The organism is Mycolicibacterium pallens (assembly GCF_019456675.1).
Classification (GTDB): domain Bacteria; phylum Actinomycetota; class Actinomycetes; order Mycobacteriales; family Mycobacteriaceae; genus Mycobacterium; species Mycobacterium crocinum.
This window is the reverse complement of the sequence record NZ_CP080333.1, coordinates 389,719-408,016: the sequence shown is the minus strand read 5'-3', so window position 1 is coordinate 408,016 and position 18,298 is coordinate 389,719. Positions and strand designations below refer to the sequence as shown.

The following is an 18,298-nucleotide window of genomic DNA, read 5'->3' as shown; positions in this document are numbered from 1 at the left end:
TTTACTCCGAGGCGATCTGGTGACTGTCGACGAAAACCAGAGTTCCGGCGTCGGTGAGAACCGCCCAGCGCCGCGCGGCATCCGAGATGTGGACGTCCCCGACATCGACGGCATGGCCGGCCAGGTCCCCGAAATCCTCGACGATGACGCCACGTACCTCGTCGTCGGTGTCGACATAGACACGGACGCGTTGATCGACGGCGATCTTCTCGTCGCCGTCAGCGCGCTTTCCCGCTGACTTCTTGACCACCCAAATACCTTCCCCGGCAACAAACTGTCTGGTCAGTACAGCACGTTAGACCCGGTTCGGGTCGGAATTCCGTGGTATCGGTGGCGTGATAGACCACAGCACCTCGCTCGTCTCCGGCCCAGGGTTGTCCCAGGAATGGGCCGCCTTGGCCGAGAATGTGTAGCAGTCGCCGGCTTTGAGGACCGATTCCTGACCGTCGACCGTCAGGCGCAGGCACCCGCGCAGCACGAATACGAAGATGGTTTCGGACTCCAGCGTGTAGGCGCCGCCCGTCCCACCACCGGGGTGCAGCACCGTCCGCATCACCTGCAGATTTTCCTCGGTCTCCGGCGTCAGCAGATACTCGCGGATCCCGGTGCCGCCCATCTCGACTGGCGCACCGCCGCCACCGCGGACCACCGGCGAATCCGGATAGTCGAACAACGAACCGACTGAGACACTGAGGATTTCGCACACGCGGAGCAGATTGGGTACCGAGATCGTGGTCTGCCCGCGCTCCAGCAGGCTCAAGAAACCTTTGGTCAGCCCCGCAGAGGTGGCGACCGCCTCCAACGTCAACGCCCGTTCTTTGCGAAGCGCCCGCAGCTTCGGGCCCAGCCGGGTCATCCACCCGTCGACGCCCGCGAGGACGTCGTCGTCGATGTCCTGCTGCATCGGGGCACCTCACCTTCAGCAGACGGCCGGTCGCCCAGCCCTTGTGGCGTAGGAGTTTAGCGGTATATAACTTCGGTTAGTTTTACACCACTAAACCCTGAGGACGGGACATGAGTCTGTACGCGGTGGTCGACCCGAAGTCCGGTGAGGTCGTGCGGGAGTACCCGACCGCGACCGATGAGCAGATCGAGCAGGCGCTGGCCTCGGCCACCAAGGCCTACCGCGAATGGTCGAAGACATCGACGGTCGCGCAGCGCGCGGACCTGATCCGCCGGGTGGCCGCCCTGCACACCGAGCGCCGCGACAAGCTGGCCGAGATCATCCACCGCGAGATGGGCAAGCCGCTGGACCAGGCCCTCGGCGAGGTCGACTTCAGTGCTGCAATCTACGAGTACTACGCCGACAACGCCGAGAAGTTCCTGGCCGACGAGCCGATCGAGCTGCTCGACGGCGAGGGCAGCGCGGTGATCAAGCGTGGACCGGTCGGCGTGCTGCTGGGCATCATGCCGTGGAACTACCCGTACTACCAGGTCGCCCGCTTCGCCGGACCGAACCTGACGCTGGGCAACACGATCGTGCTCAAGCACGCGCCGCAGTGCCCGGAGTCCGCCGAGGCCATCCAGCAGATCTTCGATGACGCCGGCTATCCCGCGGGCGCCTACGTCAACATCTACGCCACCAACGAGCAGATCGCCGATGTCATCGCCGACCCGCGCGTGCAGGGGGTGTCGCTGACCGGTTCCGAGCGGGCCGGTGCGGCGGTCGCCGAGATCGCCGGCCGCAACCTCAAGAAGGTCGTCCTCGAGCTCGGCGGCTCCGATCCGTTCATCCTGCTGTCCAGTGACGACCTGGACGCCACAGTCGAGGCCGCGATGGCCGGACGATTCGAGAACACCGGGCAGGCGTGCAACGCCGCCAAGCGCTTCATCGTCTCGGCCGACCTCTACGACGAGTTCCTCGACAAGTTCACCAAGAAGGTGGTCGAGGCCGCCGACGGCCTGGCGCCGCTGTCGTCGTTGGGCGCGGCCCAGCGCCTGGCCGAGCAGATCGACCGTGCGGTGGCCGACGGCGCCAACCTTGTCTCGGAAGGCAAGCGCGACGGCGCCTACTTCCCGCCGGGCGTGCTGACCGGGGTCTCCCCCGATTCGGCGACCTACCGCGAGGAGCTGTTCGGCCCGGTGGCGATGGTGTTCAAAGTGAACTCCGAGGACGAGGCCGTGGAGCTGGCCAACGACATCCCGTTCGGGCTCGGCTCGTACGTGTTCACCACGGATGAAGAACAGGCCAAGCGGGTAGCCGACAAGATCGACGCCGGCATGGTGTTCGTGAACGTAGTCGGCGCCGACGGGGTCGAGCTGCCGTTCGGCGGGGTGAAGCGCTCCGGCTTCGGACGGGAGCTGGGCCGGTTCGGCATCGACGAGTTCGTCAACAAGAAACTGATCCGGATCGGATAAGCCATGAGCACCACGACTGCCCCAGCCAAGAAGGACATCTACACACCGCTGGAGCTGTTCGGCACGGATCGTCTGCTCGACTCCGACGAACGGGACATCGCGGCCACCGTGCGCAAGTTCGTCGACACCCGGCTTCGGCCGAACATCGAGGACTGGTTCGAATCAGCCACGCTGCCAAAAGAACTCGCCAAGGAGTTTGGCCAGCTCGGTTTGATGGGCATGCACCTGCAGGGGTATGGCTGTGCGGGCACCAACGCCGTCAGCTACGGGCTGGCCTGTATGGAACTCGAGGCCGGCGACAGCGGCTTCCGCAGTTTCGTCTCGGTGCAGGGCTCGCTGTCGATGTTCTCCATCTACCGCTACGGCTCCGATGAGCAGAAGAACGAGTGGCTGCCCCGGCTGGCCACCGGTGAGGCCATCGGCTGCTTCGGGCTGACCGAGCCAGACTTCGGCTCCAACCCGGCCGGGATGCGCACCCGAGCCCGCCGAGACGGCAGCGATTGGGTGCTCGACGGCACCAAGATGTGGATCACCAACGGCAATCTCGCCGACGTCGCCACCGTCTGGGCGCAGACCGACGACGGCGTCCGCGGTTTCCTTGTGCCGACCGACACCCCCGGGTTCACCGCCAACGTCATCCACAAGAAGCTGTCGCTGCGAGCCTCGGTGACCTCCGAGCTGGTGCTCGAGGGCGTGCGGCTGCCGGCATCCGCACAGCTGCCGGAGGCGACCAGTTTGGGTGCGCCGCTGTCGTGCCTCAATGAGGCGCGCTTCGGGATCGTGTTCGGCGCACTGGGAGCGGCGCGCGACAGCCTGGAGACGGCGATCGCCTATGCGCGCGAACGCGAGGTATTCGATCGGCCGCTGTCGAGTTTCCAGCTGTCCCAGGAGAAGCTGGCCAACATGACCCTCGAGCTGGGCAAGGGCATGCTGTTGGCCGTTCACCTCGGCCGCATGAAGGACGCCGAGGGTGTGCGGCCCGAGCAGATTAGCCTGGGCAAGCTCAACAATGTTCGCGAGGCACTGGCGATCGCCCGTGAGTGCCGAACCCTGTTGGGCGGCAGCGGGATCACGCTGGAGTACTCACCCTTGCGGCATGCGAACAATCTCGAGTCGGTGCTGACTTACGAGGGCACCTCCGAGATGCACCTGCTGTCGATCGGGCGCGCTCTGACCGGTCAGGCAGCGTTCCGCTGAGTTGACCGATACGACAGAGCTGCGGCATCTGATCGCCGGTGAGTGGCGGTCAGGCAGCGGAGACCAGATCAGCAGCGTCAACCCCACTCGGCCGAGTGTTGTTGTCGCCGAGGGCGGTTGCGCGACGACAGCAGATGTCGACAGCGCCGTCACGGCAGCAGGCGAGGCACTCAAGAGCTGGGCCGGCATGCCGATCCACCAGCGTGGCGCCGTCTTGCTCGAGGCCGCAGCAGTGGTCGAGCGCCACGCCGAGGCGTGGGGTTTGGAGCTGGCGATCGAAGAGGGCAAGACCAAGGGCGAAGGTGTCGGCGAAGTTCGGCGGGCCGCACAGATCCTGCGCTACTACGGCAACGAGGGCGACCGCCAGGCCGGTGAGATCTTCGCCTCGGCCCGCGCGGGTGAACAGATCCTGGTGACCCGCAAGCCGATTGGCGTCGTCGCGGTCATCACCCCGTTCAACTTCCCCATCGCGATCCCGGCATGGAAGATCGCGCCTGCGCTGGTTTACGGCAACACCGTGGTGTGGAAACCGGCGACCACTGTTCCGCTGCTGGCGATCCGACTCGCGGAAGCGCTGACATCCGCCGGCCTTCCGCCGGGGGTGCTCAATCTGGTGATCGGTGATTCACCGATCGGCGAGGCGTTGGTCGAGCACCCCGACATCGCCGCGATCAGCTTCACCGGCTCGACTGCCGTGGGTCGGCGCATCGCCGCCTCCGCCGCGGCGCGCGGCGTGCCGGTTCAGGCCGAGATGGGCGGCAAGAACGCGGCCGTCGTCCTTGATGACGCCGACATCGAGCTGGCGCTCGAGCAGGTGATGCTGGGAGCGTTCCGTTCGACCGGCCAGAAGTGCACGGCCACTTCACGATTGATCGTCACCGACGGCATTGCTGATCGATTCCTCGGCGAGCTCGCCACCCGGGCCGCCGCGCTGGCCGTCGGCGACCCGACCGAGGACACGACGCAGATGGGTCCGGTCATCACCGGCGCAGCGCAGCGGAACATCTACGCCGGCATCGGTACCGCGATGGCGCAGGACGCCGAGGTACTCGCCGGTGGCGAGCCGTACTTCAAGGGGCTGCTGGCCGAAGGCTTCTTCGTCGCTCCCACCGTATTGGAGTTGACGGCACCGGCCGACATCTGGGCAGAAGAACTGTTCGGTCCGGTCTTGGCGGCGAGGCGAGCCGCCGACACCGACGAGGCCTTCGCATTAGCCAACGACACTGAATTCGGCTTGTCCGCAGCCATTTTCACCCAGGATCTGACCCGAGCCCTGCACGCTATCCAGCACGTCGACGTCGGAGTTCTGCACATCAACTCCGAATCCGCGGGTGCCGATCCACACGTGCCGTTCGGCGGGGCGAAGAAGAGCGGCCTGGGCCCCAAAGAGCAGGGCACCGCCGCCAGGGAGTTCTTCACTCACACGACGACGGTGTACCTGCGTTGAGGCACAGCACAGTGAGTGAGTACTGAGGACGGCAATTCAGCCGCTACATGGACCCTCAGTACTCACTCAACGGCTAGTTCTTCTCGGCAGCGCGCGCCTCCTGGCGCTTCTCCTTCTCGACGTCGGCCAGTTCGTTCACCCGGTCGGCGTCGCTGCGCAGGGACGCGGCGTCGCTGCGTCGGTCTTGTGCGTCTTCGAGTTTCGCCTGTGCCGCCTTGGTTACCGTCTTCTCGGCGGCACCGATGTTGGCCTGCTCGGTCTGCTTCGCGTTCTCGACCGCAGCGGTGCGCTGGGCTGCCGACTTGTCCACCCGCTCTTTGACCGCTGAGACGCGGTCGGCCGCATTCTTGGCAGCCGACCGCTTGCGCTCCTCGGCCTGCTGGCGAGTCTCCTGCACAGTCTTCTGCTTTGTGGCTTGGGCATTTTGGCGCTGCTGCTTGGCCTCTTCTTGCCGAGCCTTGAACTCCTGGCCGGCCTCGCGCACCTCGGCACCGGTCTCGGCATCGAGTTCGGCCGCAAGGCGCAGTGCCTCACTGCGTTCGGCCAGCGCCGCACCCCGCTCGGCGATCTTGGGATCACCCAGCAGATTGCCGACCGTTACATCCAACGCTCCCAGGGAACGCTCGTAGACGAGACGCGCCGGCGACTCGTTGTCCAGGCGGGCAACCACCTGCTCCTCCACAATCTGGAGGGGCACTCGGGCGGCGCGATACTGCAGTCGCAGAATGGCGAAGGGCACGTCGGAGATTTTCATGGCATTCCTCTTTGTCCGATAGTCATTGTCACTCAGGCAAATCCGCGTCTTTGGTCAGCTCGTTGGCTTCGCTTCTGAGCCGATCGGCTTCCGCCCTCGCCGCAGCGGCGTCGCGCACCGCATCCTGGTGATCTTCGACAGCGGCCTCGACCTTCTTGTTGGCCTGCTCGGATTCCAGCCGTGCCCGCGCCTCGGCACCAGTGGCCTGGCGCTGGGCGTCTTGCTCCGCCTGTGCCGATGCGGCGGCGGCCAATTGGCTGGCATCCTGCTCAGCGGCGCGCTTCTGGGCTGCCGCCTCGTTGCCGATGGCCTGTTCGGCAGTTGCGGCCCGAGCGGTCACCTCGGCGCGGGCCTGTGCGGCTTCCGCGGTGGCCTCGGATTTTTGTTCTCTGGCTTCGGCCGCCTCGGCGTCCGCGATCGCCTTTTCGGCGTTGGCTTCTTTGCGCTGCTTGGCGCCAACCTGCTCGAGCTGACCTTCCGCGGTCAGCGAGTCATTGCCGGTGACGGCGCCGACGACTTCCTTGGCTTTGCCCTTGATCGAGTCGATCAAGCCCTCACGGGCCTGCTCAGCTTCGTTGTTCATCCGGTCCCCTCGTAGGCGTGCGTACCCCTACTACGTTCCACGGAGAGCGCGGATGAAACCCCGTCGGTCTGGAGACCCCGGTGAGATGGGTTACGGCTCGACGGTGACCTTGATGGCCTCGCCGCTTTTGACGATGCCGAAGGCGTCAAGCACGTTGTCGAGCGAGATGTGGCGGGTGATCAGATCTTTGACGGGCACCTGACCAGTCGAGATGTATTCCAGCGCGCGCTTGTTGTGCTCTGGCGCCGAGCCGTTGGCGCCGTGGATGTGCAGCTGCCGGTAATGCACGACATTGGAGTCGCAGGTGATCGTCGGATTCGTCTTGGGCAGGCCGCCGAAGAAAGAGATGCGGCCGTTGCGCGCGGCCATCGCGATGGCCTGCTCCTGGGTGATGTTGGCCGCCGTGGCGGTGATGATCACGTCGGCGCCCCGGCCGCCGGTCAGCTCCATCACCTTCTCGACGACGTCGACATCGGCCGCATTGATCACCTCGTCGGGATCGACGGCGTCCGCAGACATCTTCAGCCTGCTGTCGTTGACGTCGACGAGGTAGACCGGACCGCACTTGTGCACGCCACGGGCGATCCGGATGTGCATGCAGCCGATCGGGCCGGCCCCGAACACGACCACGGTGTCACCCTCCTCGATGCCCAGCAGTTCCTGCGCGTTGATGGCACACGCGAAGGGCTCGGCGGCTGACGCCTCGTCGAAGCCGACGTTGTCCGGGATCCGGTTCAAACCGTCGACGGCCAAAACCTGCTTGGGCACGATCATGTATTCGGCGAAACCACCGTCGTACTGGTAACCCACCGACGTCTGGTTCTGGCATACCGCCATCCAGCCCTTGCGGCATTCGTGGCAGTGCCCGCACGGCACCGCGGCGATCACCTGCACCCGGTCGCCGGTCTTCCAATCGCTGCCGTAGGTCTGGTTGATCTCGGCACCAACCTCCACGATCTCGCCGGCGATCTCGTGGCCGATCGTGCGCGGCGGCGTCAGGTTCTGGTGGCCGTTGTAGAAGATCTTGACGTCGGTGCCGCACGTCGAGCAGTTGCGCACCCGGATCTTGACCTCGTCGGGTCCGCAGGTGGGCTCCGGGACGTCCTCCAGCCGGACATCCTCGGGAGCGTAGAAGCGCAGGGCTTTCATAGCGATCGTCCTTCCTCTCGCGTGAGCTGACCCACACTCTAACGGTAATCCGGGCATAAAACCACAGCAGATTGTGCCCGTTTCTGACCGATTGCTTGCATTGATGCCCGGTTGTGGGTTTTACTGATCTTCGGATGTGATCGGCATCACCCAAGATCGGAGGCCTTCAGTTGTCTACCACCGAGACGAAACCGCGGACCGGCGCGCGGGTTCATGTTCAGAAGCTGGGCACGTCGCTGTCGAACATGGTTATGCCCAATATCGGTGCCTTCATCGCCTGGGGCCTGATCACCGCCCTGTTCATCAAGGCCGGCTGGCTGACCGGACTGTTCGCCGGGCTCCGCGACCCCGGCGGTTGGGTGGCCAAGATCGGCGGCTGGGGCGACTTCGCCGACGGCGGCATCGTCGCGCCGATGATCACCTACCTGTTGCCGATCCTGATCGGCTCCACCGGCGGCCGGATGGTGTACAGCACCCGCGGGGCCGTGGTCGGCGCCATCGCCACCATGGGCGTTATCGCCGGCTCCGATGTCCCGATGTTCCTCGGCGCGATGATCATGGGCCCCCTGGGCGCCTGGGTGATGAAGAAGATCGACGCCATCTGGGACGGCAAGATCCGACCGGGCTTCGAGATGCTGGTCGACAACTTCTCGGCCGGCATCGTCGGGCTCATCATGGCTGCGTTCGGCTTCTTCGGTATCGGCCCGATCGTGTCCGCGTTCAGCCGGGGCGCCGGCCATGTGGTCGACTTCCTGGTCGATCACGACCTGTTGCCGCTCACCTCGATCTTCATCGAGCCGGCCAAGGTGCTGTTCCTCAACAACGCGATCAACCACGGGGTGTTGACGCCACTGGGAACCACCCAGGCCCTGGCAACCGGCAAGTCGGTGCTGTTCCTACTCGAGGCCAACCCCGGTCCGGGCCTGGGAATCTTGCTGGCCTACATGGCATTCGGCCGCGGTGCGGCGCGCGCGTCGGCACCTGGCGCGGCGATCATCCACTTCTTCGGCGGCATCCACGAGATCTACTTTCCGTATGTCCTGATGAAGCCGAAGCTGATCGCGGCCACCATCCTCGGCGGCATGACCGGCATCTTCATCAACGTGCTGTTCGGATCCGGTCTGCGCGCCCCGGCCGCACCCGGATCGATCATCGCCGTCTACGCGCAAACCGCCACCGGCAGCTTCCTGGGCGTCACGCTCTCGGTATTCGGCGCTGCAGCAGTCTCTTTCGCCGTTGCCTCGCTACTGCTCAAGACCGACAAGTCCGATGACGAAGGGGATCTGGTCGCGGCGACCGCATCGATGGAGGCCCTCAAGGGCAAGAAGTCCAGTGTCTCGGCAGCACTCGTGGGGTCTGCGGGTCGCGGTCCGATCACCAAGATCGTATTCGCCTGCGACGCCGGCATGGGATCGTCGGCAATGGGGGCGTCGGTACTGCGTAAGAAGATTCAGAGTGCGGGGTTCACCGACGTCACGGTGACCAATCAGGCGATCTCGAATCTCACCGACGACTACGGGTTGGTCGTGACGCACCAGGATCTGACTGATCGTGCCCGGCAGAAGACACCGTCGGCCACCCATGTGTCGGTCGAGAACTTCATGAACGCCCCGCAATACGACGAGATCGTGGACCTGCTGGGCTCGGTCAACGGCGCCGGCGCCGGCACCTCCGCTGCCGAGGAACCGACCGCCGAGGAACCGGCCCACGACGTGCTGACGGTCGAATCGATCGTGCTTGCCGGTGCCGCGACCACCCGCGACGGCGCGATCAGTGAAGCGGGCCGGTTGCTGGTGGCCTGCGGCGCTGTCGAACCGTCCTATGTCCATGCGATGCACGAGCGGGAAGCATCGGTGTCCACTTACATGGGTAACGGCCTGGCGATCCCGCACGGCACCAACGAGGCCAAGGATTCCATCCGGCGCACGGGAATCTCGTTCGTGCGCTATGCCGAACCGATCGACTGGAACGGCAAGCCGGCCGAGTTCGTCGTCGGCATCGCCGGTGCCGGAAAGGACCACATGGCGTTGCTGACCAAGATCGCCGGGGTGTTCCTGAACTCCGAGCAGGTTGCCCGGCTTCGCGACGCGACGAGCGCCGAGGAGATCCGGGCGGTGCTCGGCAACACCGCCGGGTGAGAATACCGACGTGGATTCGGACACCCGCCAAGGCCGCATCGTCGAGTTCGCCCGCACCCGGGGGCGAGTCGAGGTCGCCGCGCTGGCCGAGGAACTCGACGTCGCGGCCGAGACGATCCGCCGCGATCTGAAGGTGCTCGCCGGCCGCCGCATGCTCAAGCGCGTCCACGGCGGGGCCATCCCGCTGGAGACCGCGGCGTTCGAATCGACCGTCGAGTACCGCAGCCAGGTGGACCTGGCCGAGAAGCACCGCATCGCCGGTGGTGCCACCGAACTGTTGCACGGGGCCGAAACGGTGTATCTGGACGAGGGTTTCACACCGCGTCTGATCGCTGAGCGCCTCGCCGATCAGGAGCTGACGGTCGTGACGTCCTCACTGCTGGCGGCCGAGGCGCTGGCACACAGTGAAACGGTGACGGTCCTACTACTCGGCGGACGGATGCGGGGCCGCACCCTGGCGACGGTGGATCATTGGGCGACCGACATGCTCGGCGGCTTGGTGATCGACGTCGCTTTCCTTGGCACTAACGGCATTTCGCCCGAGCACGGCCTTACCACACCGGACCCCGCGGTGGCTGCGGTCAAACACACGGCCGTCAAGGTCGCCCGCCGCCGGATTCTGGTGGCCGCGCATACGAAATTTGGTGTCAGCAGTTTCTGCCGGTTCGCCGACGTCAGCGATTTCGACTCGATCGTGACCGGGACGGAACTGTCCCTCACCGACGCCCGCCGGTATGAGGCAATGGGACCCGCCGTCGTGCGAACCTAGTCGCACGGGCCGCGACGGGTCAGCCGGTGATACAGCGCTGCCGCCTCAGTCCTGTTGGCAGCCCCCAATTTTCGTAGGATGCGCTTGACGTGAACCTTCACCGTGTTCTCGGTCAGGAACAGGCTGGTGGCAATCTGAGCGTTGGTCTTGCCGAGGGCGATGCTGCGCAACACATCCCATTCGCGCGGTGAGAGCCGCTCGGTGGCGCGTTCGGCCCGCGGCAACGACGACACCGCGGCCAACCGGGGCGGGGACTCCGGCTGACCAGCGGTGCCGTCGTCAGTCAACCGCTCCCCAAGCGAGGCCGACGCCTGGTTGATCACTTTCAGCCGGTCCGCGAGTTGGGCACGTTCGATGGCCAGGCCGAGGCCACCGGCGAACAGGCCGAGCAGCCGCCGGTCGATCTCCTGGACACTGCGGTCGGGATACCGGTCGGCATGGATCATGGCCACCGCGGTACCCCACGCCTGCACCGGCGCGGCGACATAGTCAGTGGTGCGGGTGAACCGCACCAGCTTGCGAAAGACCCGGGGATGCGATTGCGCGTCGCACACCAGGATTGGGGTTCCACTGAGCAACATCTCGGATTCCAGAAGCTGGCCACCCAACCGTCGGGAGTGGGCGGTTCCGAATGCCACCAACTGCTCGGCGAAATCGGGATCATCAGCGGTATAGGCGTTGTGGGCCAGCCAGGTTCCGTGATCAAGTCTGGAAAACAGCACCCGGGTGAATCCGATGCGGGCGGCCGCTGCTGCCGCGAGCGCGAAGAGCTCCTGCACCGATGACGCCTGGATGAGTCGATCGACAGCCTGCTGCACGCCCGCAACGAGATCGCCGGTGTCGGGTTCGTGCAGGCCGCTTCCCACCCGGGCGGCACCGCCCACAACCGCCGGCAGGCGGGTCAGCGAAGTCCCGCCAGATGACTTCACCGTCGCGTCGAGACGACCGATCACGTTGGCGAGAGTACGCGGGATGGATGCCTATGTCTATAGGCGATAACATGTTTATGGGCGCTACCGGCTCTGAATAATCCACGCAACGATGTACTTTCCCGTGCCGATGTACTTTTTTGTTACGTTCCAACATCGCACTCGCGCAGATCTGCGAGGATATTGCCATCCGGCGAGAAGGGGGGACACTCAGCGATGCAGCCAACCGTCCCGGCCGTCAGGCGCAGGCCGAAGGACCGTAAGAGGCAGATCCTCGACCAGGCCGCGCGGCTGTTCATCGACCGCGGCTTCCACTCGGTCAAGCTGGAGGAGATTGCCGAAGCGGCCGGTGTGACGGCTCGCGCCTTGTATCGCCATTACGACAACAAGCAAGCCCTGCTGACCGCGGTGATCCTGAACGCGCAGGACGAATACCAGAGCGTTCGCAATCCCGAGGGTCGCACGCCCACGTCGACCGCCCGTCCCCTGCACGATGAATTGCCGGATCTGATCGCCGCCGCGGTCGAGACGCGAGCACTGACCGTGCTGTGGCAACGCGAGGCCCGCTATCTCACCGATCACGATCGGACCGAAGTACGCGGCCGGATCAACGCGATCGTGGCCAGCATGCAGTCCGGGGTGCGGCTGGAGATGCCAGAGCTGAGCCCACCGCACGTCGAGCTGCGCGCATGGGCGGTGTCGAGCACACTGACAAGCCTTGGGCGACATACCCTCACCCTGCCCGGCGCCGAACTCAGGGAACTGTTGTACCGCGCGTGCATGGCGGCCGCGCGCACTCCAGCCGTCGGCGCACTCGAGCCGATCGAGGGCGCAGGTGCCCGCGAGGCAGCCTCATTCTCCCGGTACGAGACGCTGCTGGCGGCGGGCGCCCAATTATTCCGTGCCCGTGGTTATCCCGCGGTCAGCACCGCCGATATCGGAAAGACCGTCGGCATCGCGGGGCCTGGCCTGTACCGTTCGTTCTCCTCCAAGCAGGCCATCCTTGACGCCCTGGTGCGGCGCCTTGACGAGTGGTCGGCCCTGGAGTCCATCCGCGTGCTCCGCTCGAATGTCTCTGCATCGCAGCGTCTTCACGATCTCGTCGCCGGGCGGGTACGGATCAGCCTCGACGATCCTGACCTGGTCTCGGTGGCGATCACCGAACTGTCCTCGGCTTCGGACGAGGTTCGCGACAGTTTCATCAAGAACCAGGCCGACCGCGACGGCCTGTGGATAGACCTGGTCCGTACCCTGGTCCCACAAACCACCGTTGCACAAGCCCGACTGCTGGTCGCCGCCGCCGTCAGCTTCATCGAAGACGTCTCGCGGACTTGGCATCTCACCCGCCGCACGGACGTCGCAAAGGAGATGACCACGATTGCCCTGGCGATCCTGACCAGCCAGGCCGACACTCCCAAGTAACCCGGCGAAGAGTCCGATCACCACAGTGCCGCGAGTGTTCCGCCGTCGGCTACCTGCGCCGTCCCGTCGATCATCGACGCATCGTCGGAGAGCAGGAAGGCGACCACGCCCGCCATCTCGTCCGGACCGGCCATCCGGCCCTGAAGGCGTCCGATCATGGTGCTGGCCCCGCCCGCGCCCAGAGCCTCGTCGAACATCGTCATCGCGGTCTGTTGCATCGGGGTATCCACGAATGCGGGTAGCAACGCATTGGACCGCACGTTTGCCGACCGGAGTTCCGCAGCGGTGATGCGACTGAGGTGAATGATTCCCGCCTTCGACATCCCGTATGCGGCGGTCCCCGCCGCTGCCACTTGTCCGCCAAGCGAGGACATGTTGACGATGGCGCCACCACCGCGCTCGACCATGCGAGGGGCGGTGTGCTTGGTGCACAGCCATGCACCGCGCAGGTTGATCCCGATCACCCGGTCGAAGTCGTCGACCCTCGTTTCCAGCAGCGGGGCGAAATGCACGACGCCGGCGTTGGCGACGAGCTTGTCGACGCCACCGAAGGCCGCAACGCACGCCTCGACCATGCCGATCACCTGCGCCTCGTCGCTGACATCGACGCGATGACCGACCGCGTCGCCGCCCAACTCGGACGCCGCGGCCAGTGCAGAGTCACCGTTGATGTCCGCACACAAGACTTGGCAACCCTCCGCGGCAAGCCGCTTGGCGATGGCCAGCCCGATGCCGGCACCGGCGCCGGTCACAATCGCGGATTTTCCGGCCAGATCCGGATGCGTCATCACTTCTCCTCTGCGATCCCGTTGCGCCAGAACATGTCTCAGCCTGCCACGGGCCACACCGCGGCGGAGGATTCGACGTGCAGACCGTGCTCGCGAATCGCGCCGAACATCAGCAAGCCCAATTCCGGTGCGTCGTCGGACAATCTGACGGTGTACACACCGAGGTCACGCAGGATCCATGCAACGGTCTCGGACACCATGTCCGGTGCGGCAGATCCCGCCAGGAGACCGCAGGCACGTGCGGTCGGCGGACGCAGGTAGATGATCATGCCGGTGCCCTCGGCTCGCATCGCGGCGACCGCATGAGCGAGTTCCGCACCACAGCCGCACGCCAGCGATCCGAACACGTCGCCGCCGAGACATTCGACGTGGACGTGAAGCGGCATCGGTGCGTCGGCACCGGCTCTGCCGGCAATCACCGCCAGGTGTTCGCCCCGTCTCGGGCGTCTCGATAGCCGACGACCCGGAAGGTCCCGGCTGCCGTCGGCAGTGTGGTCTCCGCCGTCCGCATGACCTGCGGTTCGGTCCGACGCCGGTACGTCGCGAGTTCGCTGACCGAGATCATCGGTATGCGGTGGCAGTCGGCGAACGCTGCTGATTCGCGACGATCTGCCATACCGGTCGGGTTCTGTTGCGACACAAGCTCACACAACACACCGGCCGGACGGCGCATGGCGAGGCGGGCCAGATCTAGTGTCGCCTCCGCAGCCCCGGGCGAACGGCCGAGGACGCCGTCCTTGCCCGCCTGCACCGGGATCACATGCCCGGGCCGGCGAAAATCGCCGGCCGTGGACTCGACGGCGGCGAGGGCGGCGATGGTGCGGGCGCGGTCGATCGCCGAAATGCCGGTGCCCGTCTCGCGAAAGTCCACCGTCACGCGTTGCGCGGTCATACCGGCCGGCTCGCTCTCTTGGTGACACACCGGCGGCAGGTTGAGCCGCTCGCAGTCCGAGGCGGGCAGCGCGATTCGGACGTAACCGGAGGTGTGTCGGATCGTGAAGGTCAGCAACTGCGGTGTCGCGGCATCCGCGGCGAACACCAGATATCCCTGCTTCTCCGCGTCGTCCACGACGATGACGGGGCGGCCGGTGGCGACCGCCGCGATAGCGCGCCGCACACGTCCGTGCGCCGTTCTCATCGACGGGGCTCCATCAGTTCAGTCCGCCAAGGAAGTCCAGCAGCAGCCGGTTCGTCTCCTTGGGCTCCTCCTGCTGGATCCAATGGCCGACGCCGTCCACCATGTGGGTACCGCAGTAGTTCGGCATCACCTCGTGCGCGCGTTCGGCCGCCTCGGCTCCCCAGGTGGTGCCGACGTCGTACTGGCCGCCGATGAACAAAGCCGGCGGGGTCAGCGGGGTGCCTTCATAGTCGGCGAGGTCGTGCCAGTCGTTGTCGATGTTGTGATAGAAGCTCAGCGGACCGCCGAACCCGGATCGCTCGAATTCGCCTGTATAGAAGTCGAGATCGGCATCGGTGAACCAGTCCGGCATCGTCTCGGGGTAGACGAATGCGTCCTTGAGCCGAGCCCCGTGCGGCATGCACAGCGGGCCGGAACGGATCACCTCGATCGGATCCATGGCAGCGAGATCCACCCCGGCCGCCTCGGCGGCTTGCGTCGCCGCGGCCATGGCATCCCCGGACACCGTGTAGGTCAGACCGAGCAACCAGCCCCGCAGATCCTCTTCGATCTCGGTAATGATGCCGTCCTGCTCGGAGAAATAGTCCTGATACCAAACCTTGCCGGGGCCGGCCAGTTCCAGGTGGTAGTCGTTGGGACGCTGCTCGCCGAAGGGGCTGCCGGGCAGGCCGATCACTCCGCGTCCGGCGAACGGCACGCTGATCCCCACGACTCCTCGACAACGGTCCGGGTGCAGCCACGCGAAGGTCCACGCGACCGGTGCACCCCAGTCATGACCGACCACGACCGCCTGCTTCTCACCGTAGGCGTCGATGACACCGACGATGTCACCGGCCAATTCCTTGATGCGATAGGCGGTTTGCACCCGATACTTCGAGGACTGGCCATACCCGCGCTGGTCGATCGCCACCACACGGTAGCCCGCCGCAGCCAGGGCCGGGATCTGGTGGCGCCAGGAATACCACGACTCGGGGAAGCCGTGTACCAGCACCACCAGCGGTCCCTCGCCCTCCTCCACGGCATGGATCCGGGTGCCTCGGCAGTTCAGCATCCGATGGATCATCTGGGCCTCTTCTCTAGTGGGACCGGGTGGCAGCCAAACCGATTGATACTTCTTCGGTTTGGATCAGGTCTTCGACGGACGGAATGGTGCGGTTCTCGTAGTTGCGCGCGATGAGCGTCTTCTGTCCGGAGAGTTTGGTCCGGGCCCATTTGCCGAGCACGCGGGCTGCCACCTTCGGTGTCATCAGGGCCGCAGCGGGTTTGACCAGATGGACAACGGCCAGGAATTCGTTGTAGGTCTCCGGGTCGTCGTGTACCAACTCCATCACCCGGTCCATGTACCAGGTGAGGGCACCGAAGTAGAACGGTCGCTTCTTGTCGGCGTCCTTGAGCCAGTCGAACCGCAGGTTCTGTTCCCGGATCACGAACCAGGCGGTGTCAGCCAACTTGGCGATCGTGCGGAAGTAGCGGCGCGGCAGCTCCGGGTCGGTGGGCCCGTACTTGGCCAGCAGCAGCTGCATTTCCCGGACTTCTTTGAGCGCCAGCGTCATCCCAAGTCCGGACACCGGGTCGGCACTGGTGAAGGCGTCACCGACCACCACCAGCGCGCGCGGCAGATTGCGCTTCTTCTCGTAATGCAGCCGCAGCATGTTGGGATAGCGGAAGTTGTAGATCGGCGATGCCGGCTCGAGGCCGTCGATGTTCTCCCCGATCACTGCGGACGGCATCCGGTTGGCGAACTCGCGGAACTCCTGCGCGGTGCGCGGCGGCGAATAGCAGTTGTAGGCCACCAGTGACGTGGACAGGATCGTGCGTGAGCTGTCGGTGTAGTACTGCGCGGCGTAGGTGTCCTCGTAGGGACGGTAGGCATAGCAGATGACCATCACCTTGTCGTCCCACTGCCGCTCCGGCGGAACGTGGTGGAACATCGTGGAGTAGAAGCAGTTGATGATGTCCTGCTCGACCTCCGGCGCCCCGACCCCGATACGGTCGAGAAATTCGGGGAAGCGAGTGTTCTTCCCTGATGCGTCGACTACGAATTCAGCTGGTATGACGTCGAGTTCGTCACCGTCGCCGGCGACCGCGACACCGGTGACGGTGTCATCGGTACGGTCGTAGACCAGATCCGCCACCTCGGACTCATAGCGAAAGCTGATTCGCGGTTCATCATCAAGGCGACGCCGCACACACCACTCCAGCAGGGGTCGTGCAGCGCAGACGATCTGGATCGGCCCGGTGCCCGGTTTCTTCCAGCTCCCGCCGAGCCGGATACGGTACTGGGCCGCCATATCGACGTCGAACGCGCCCTCGCGGACCATGTCTTCGATGATTCCGGGGAAGAACCGCTCCAGTTCGATACGCCCCGCGGTGAGTAGATGGTGCAGGTGCCAGCCCTGAGCCGCGCCCGGCCTGCCCTCACGGCGGGTGTGCGGTGGATCCTTCTCCAGGACGATGACCTTGTCGAATGTCTCGCTGAGAACCTTGGCGGCGGCGATTCCCGCCATGCTTCCGCCGACCACGACCGCGGTGCCGCGCCCGCCGCGGCGCACCTCGGCCAGGTCGAGTGTGGTGTAGTCCAAGCGTGGTGAAGTCCGCCGGCGGGCCGCCCCGCTCGCCACGAACTTCTCGTAATACACGCCGGCGCCGCGAATACCGTTGTCGTCCAGCCATTGCCGGGTGTCGGCGATCATTCCGGCCGGGCCGCAGATGTACACGTCGGCGTTCCCGCCGTCGAACATCCGCGCGTCCAGGACGTCGGTGACCCGCCCGACCGCCCCGTCCCATGCGCTGCTGGGACGAGACACGACGGTATGGACCTCCAGCCCGGGCAACCGCCGCTTCAGTGCCTCGAGCTCATCGAGCTTGCACAGGTCGTCGACATCACTGACGCCGTAGACCAGGTGGACCGTTCCGCGGTGATCGTCATCCAGACTTTGCGCCATCGCGAGGATCGCCGACAGTCCGGTACCACCGGCCACCAGGACCACGGTTCGCGCGGTCGATCGCAGGTAGAAGCCACCCTTGCTGCAGCGCATCGCAATGCGATCACCGGGTTTGGCAGTGCCGCGCAGATAGTCCGACATCACTCCCTGTGGCAGCAGCCGAACGATGAACTCCACCTCGGAGCGTCCGTCGGCGGGATGCGCGTAGGAGTAGTTGCGCCACACCGTGGTTCCCGGCACCTGCAACTGGGCGAATTGACCGGGCAGATACACCAGCGGGTCGAGACCGGAGACGTCGACGCGCAGCAGCGCGGTGCTCGGCGACACGTGCTCGACGGCCGTCACCAGCCCAGTTCCGGTGACCAGCCGCGCCGCGTTGTCGTCGGCCGGGTACTGCAGGCTGATCACACAGTCGGACTTCGCGAAGGTCTGGCAGGTCAACACCTTGCGGGCATCGCGCTCGACTTCGGACAGGCCCTCGGTGCGGCCCATCTCGTAATCGCCTGAGGCGCACGTGGCTACGCAGGTCCCGCAGATCCCGCTCTGACACTCGTTGACGATCGCGATGCCGTGTTCCTCGGCAGCCTCCAAGATCGACTGATCCGGCTGCACCGGCATCGTCTTGCACGTTCCATCCGAATACCGCACGGTGATCTCGGGCACCTGCATGTCTCCCGTCCT

General features: G+C 65.5%; 15 protein-coding genes and 1 pseudogene. 6 read left to right on the top strand and 10 right to left on the bottom strand.

Annotated features, from left to right (window positions below; translation table 11 throughout):
• Position 1: 1 nt before the first annotated feature.
• Together K0O64_RS01895 and K0O64_RS01890 are read right to left on the bottom strand one after the other, a co-directional pair.
• Positions 2-250 carry a hypothetical protein gene (locus K0O64_RS01895; RefSeq protein ID WP_071948021.1) on the bottom strand — a complete coding sequence of 83 codons (249 nt, stop codon included), beginning with the start codon at positions 248-250 and terminating at the stop codon, positions 2-4.
• Between the two features lie 45 nt (positions 251-295).
• Entirely contained in the window at positions 296-904 is a 609-nt protein-coding gene (locus tag K0O64_RS01890) for a helix-turn-helix domain-containing protein (protein ID WP_083542755.1), read from the bottom strand.
• A 110-nt stretch (positions 905-1,014) separates the two neighbouring features.
• Between K0O64_RS01890 and K0O64_RS01885 the strand changes: the two genes are divergently transcribed.
• From K0O64_RS01885 to K0O64_RS01875, 3 genes are read left to right on the top strand one after another with little or no spacing between them, the layout of a single operon-like run.
• Complete coding sequence (locus tag K0O64_RS01885; protein ID WP_071948022.1) at positions 1,015-2,358, top strand: NAD-dependent succinate-semialdehyde dehydrogenase; 1,344 nt, start codon at positions 1,015-1,017, stop codon at positions 2,356-2,358.
• Between the two features lie 3 nt (positions 2,359-2,361).
• Entirely contained in the window at positions 2,362-3,555 is a 1,194-nt protein-coding gene (locus K0O64_RS01880) for an acyl-CoA dehydrogenase family protein (protein ID WP_096309642.1), read from the top strand.
• A gap of 1 nt (position 3,556) precedes the next feature.
• A complete protein-coding gene (locus K0O64_RS01875; RefSeq protein ID WP_096309641.1) occupies positions 3,557-5,002 on the top strand; it encodes an aldehyde dehydrogenase family protein in 1,446 nt (481 codons plus the stop codon).
• 73 nt (positions 5,003-5,075) lie between these two features.
• Here K0O64_RS01875 and K0O64_RS01870 read toward each other — a convergent pair whose 3' ends face one another.
• From K0O64_RS01870 to K0O64_RS01860, 3 genes are all read right to left on the bottom strand, one after another.
• Positions 5,076-5,756: an IF2 family translation initiation factor gene (locus tag K0O64_RS01870; RefSeq protein WP_096309640.1), complete on the bottom strand. Its 681-nt coding sequence runs from the start codon at positions 5,754-5,756 to the stop codon at positions 5,076-5,078.
• A 28-nt stretch (positions 5,757-5,784) separates the two neighbouring features.
• Positions 5,785-6,339 (bottom strand): CsbD family protein, encoded by a 555-nt coding sequence (locus K0O64_RS01865; protein WP_220045972.1) that lies wholly within the window; start codon positions 6,337-6,339, stop codon positions 5,785-5,787.
• 90 nt (positions 6,340-6,429) lie between these two features.
• Complete coding sequence (locus K0O64_RS01860) at positions 6,430-7,488, bottom strand: zinc-dependent dehydrogenase (RefSeq protein WP_096309639.1); 1,059 nt, start codon at positions 7,486-7,488, stop codon at positions 6,430-6,432.
• A gap of 245 nt (positions 7,489-7,733) precedes the next feature.
• Here K0O64_RS01860 and K0O64_RS01855 point away from each other — a divergent pair, with 245 nt between their 5' ends.
• Together K0O64_RS01855 and K0O64_RS01850 are read left to right on the top strand one after the other, a co-directional pair.
• Positions 7,734-9,626 (top strand): PTS mannitol transporter subunit IICBA, encoded by a 1,893-nt coding sequence (locus tag K0O64_RS01855; protein WP_230986074.1) that lies wholly within the window; start codon positions 7,734-7,736, stop codon positions 9,624-9,626.
• A 10-nt stretch (positions 9,627-9,636) separates the two neighbouring features.
• Complete coding sequence (locus K0O64_RS01850; protein WP_220045970.1) at positions 9,637-10,395, top strand: DeoR/GlpR family DNA-binding transcription regulator; 759 nt, start codon at positions 9,637-9,639, stop codon at positions 10,393-10,395.
• Here the strand turns inward: K0O64_RS01850 and K0O64_RS01845 are convergent.
• Positions 10,392-11,348 carry a helix-turn-helix transcriptional regulator gene (locus tag K0O64_RS01845; RefSeq protein WP_220045969.1) on the bottom strand — a complete coding sequence of 319 codons (957 nt, stop codon included), beginning with the start codon at positions 11,346-11,348 and terminating at the stop codon, positions 10,392-10,394. The two genes, K0O64_RS01850 and K0O64_RS01845, sit on opposite strands and share 4 nt — an antisense overlap.
• 192 nt (positions 11,349-11,540) lie before the next feature.
• Here K0O64_RS01845 and K0O64_RS01840 point away from each other — a divergent pair, with 192 nt between their 5' ends.
• Positions 11,541-12,746: a TetR/AcrR family transcriptional regulator gene (locus K0O64_RS01840; RefSeq protein ID WP_220045968.1), complete on the top strand. Its 1,206-nt coding sequence runs from the start codon at positions 11,541-11,543 to the stop codon at positions 12,744-12,746.
• Between the two features lie 17 nt (positions 12,747-12,763).
• On the opposite strand, the gene K0O64_RS01835 is transcribed toward K0O64_RS01840, so the two are convergent.
• From K0O64_RS01835 to K0O64_RS01820, 4 genes and pseudogenes are all read right to left on the bottom strand, one after another.
• Positions 12,764-13,534, bottom strand: a complete 771-nt coding sequence (locus K0O64_RS01835) for an SDR family oxidoreductase (protein ID WP_220045967.1) — start codon at positions 13,532-13,534, stop codon at positions 12,764-12,766.
• 38 nt (positions 13,535-13,572) lie between these two features.
• A pseudogene (locus K0O64_RS01830) lies at positions 13,573-14,672 on the bottom strand (3,4-dihydroxy-2-butanone-4-phosphate synthase).
• 13 nt (positions 14,673-14,685) lie between these two features.
• Positions 14,686-15,735 (bottom strand): alpha/beta fold hydrolase, encoded by a 1,050-nt coding sequence (locus K0O64_RS01825; RefSeq protein ID WP_220045966.1) that lies wholly within the window; start codon positions 15,733-15,735, stop codon positions 14,686-14,688.
• A 13-nt stretch (positions 15,736-15,748) separates the two neighbouring features.
• Positions 15,749-18,286: an FAD-binding oxidoreductase gene (locus K0O64_RS01820; RefSeq protein ID WP_220045965.1), complete on the bottom strand. Its 2,538-nt coding sequence runs from the start codon at positions 18,284-18,286 to the stop codon at positions 15,749-15,751.
• Between the last annotated feature and the right edge of the window lie 12 nt (positions 18,287-18,298).

Coding starts and splice junctions, on each gene's coding strand:
- K0O64_RS01860 (WP_096309639.1), bottom strand. CDS start 7,488: ATGAAAGCCCTGCGCTTCTACGCTCCCGAGGATGTCCGGCTGGAGGAC.
- K0O64_RS01885 (WP_071948022.1), top strand. CDS start 1,015: ATGAGTCTGTACGCGGTGGTCGACCCGAAGTCCGGTGAGGTCGTGCGG.
- K0O64_RS01820 (WP_220045965.1), bottom strand. CDS start 18,286: ATGCAGGTGCCCGAGATCACCGTGCGGTATTCGGATGGAACGTGCAAG.
- K0O64_RS01855 (WP_230986074.1), top strand. CDS start 7,734: ATGGTTATGCCCAATATCGGTGCCTTCATCGCCTGGGGCCTGATCACC.
- K0O64_RS01835 (WP_220045967.1), bottom strand. CDS start 13,534: ATGACGCATCCGGATCTGGCCGGAAAATCCGCGATTGTGACCGGCGCC.
- K0O64_RS01880 (WP_096309642.1), top strand. CDS start 2,362: ATGAGCACCACGACTGCCCCAGCCAAGAAGGACATCTACACACCGCTG.
- K0O64_RS01840 (WP_220045968.1), top strand. CDS start 11,541: ATGCAGCCAACCGTCCCGGCCGTCAGGCGCAGGCCGAAGGACCGTAAG.
- K0O64_RS01870 (WP_096309640.1), bottom strand. CDS start 5,756: ATGAAAATCTCCGACGTGCCCTTCGCCATTCTGCGACTGCAGTATCGC.
- K0O64_RS01825 (WP_220045966.1), bottom strand. CDS start 15,735: ATGATCCATCGGATGCTGAACTGCCGAGGCACCCGGATCCATGCCGTG.
- K0O64_RS01890 (WP_083542755.1), bottom strand. CDS start 904: ATGCAGCAGGACATCGACGACGACGTCCTCGCGGGCGTCGACGGGTGG.
- K0O64_RS01865 (WP_220045972.1), bottom strand. CDS start 6,339: ATGAACAACGAAGCTGAGCAGGCCCGTGAGGGCTTGATCGACTCGATC.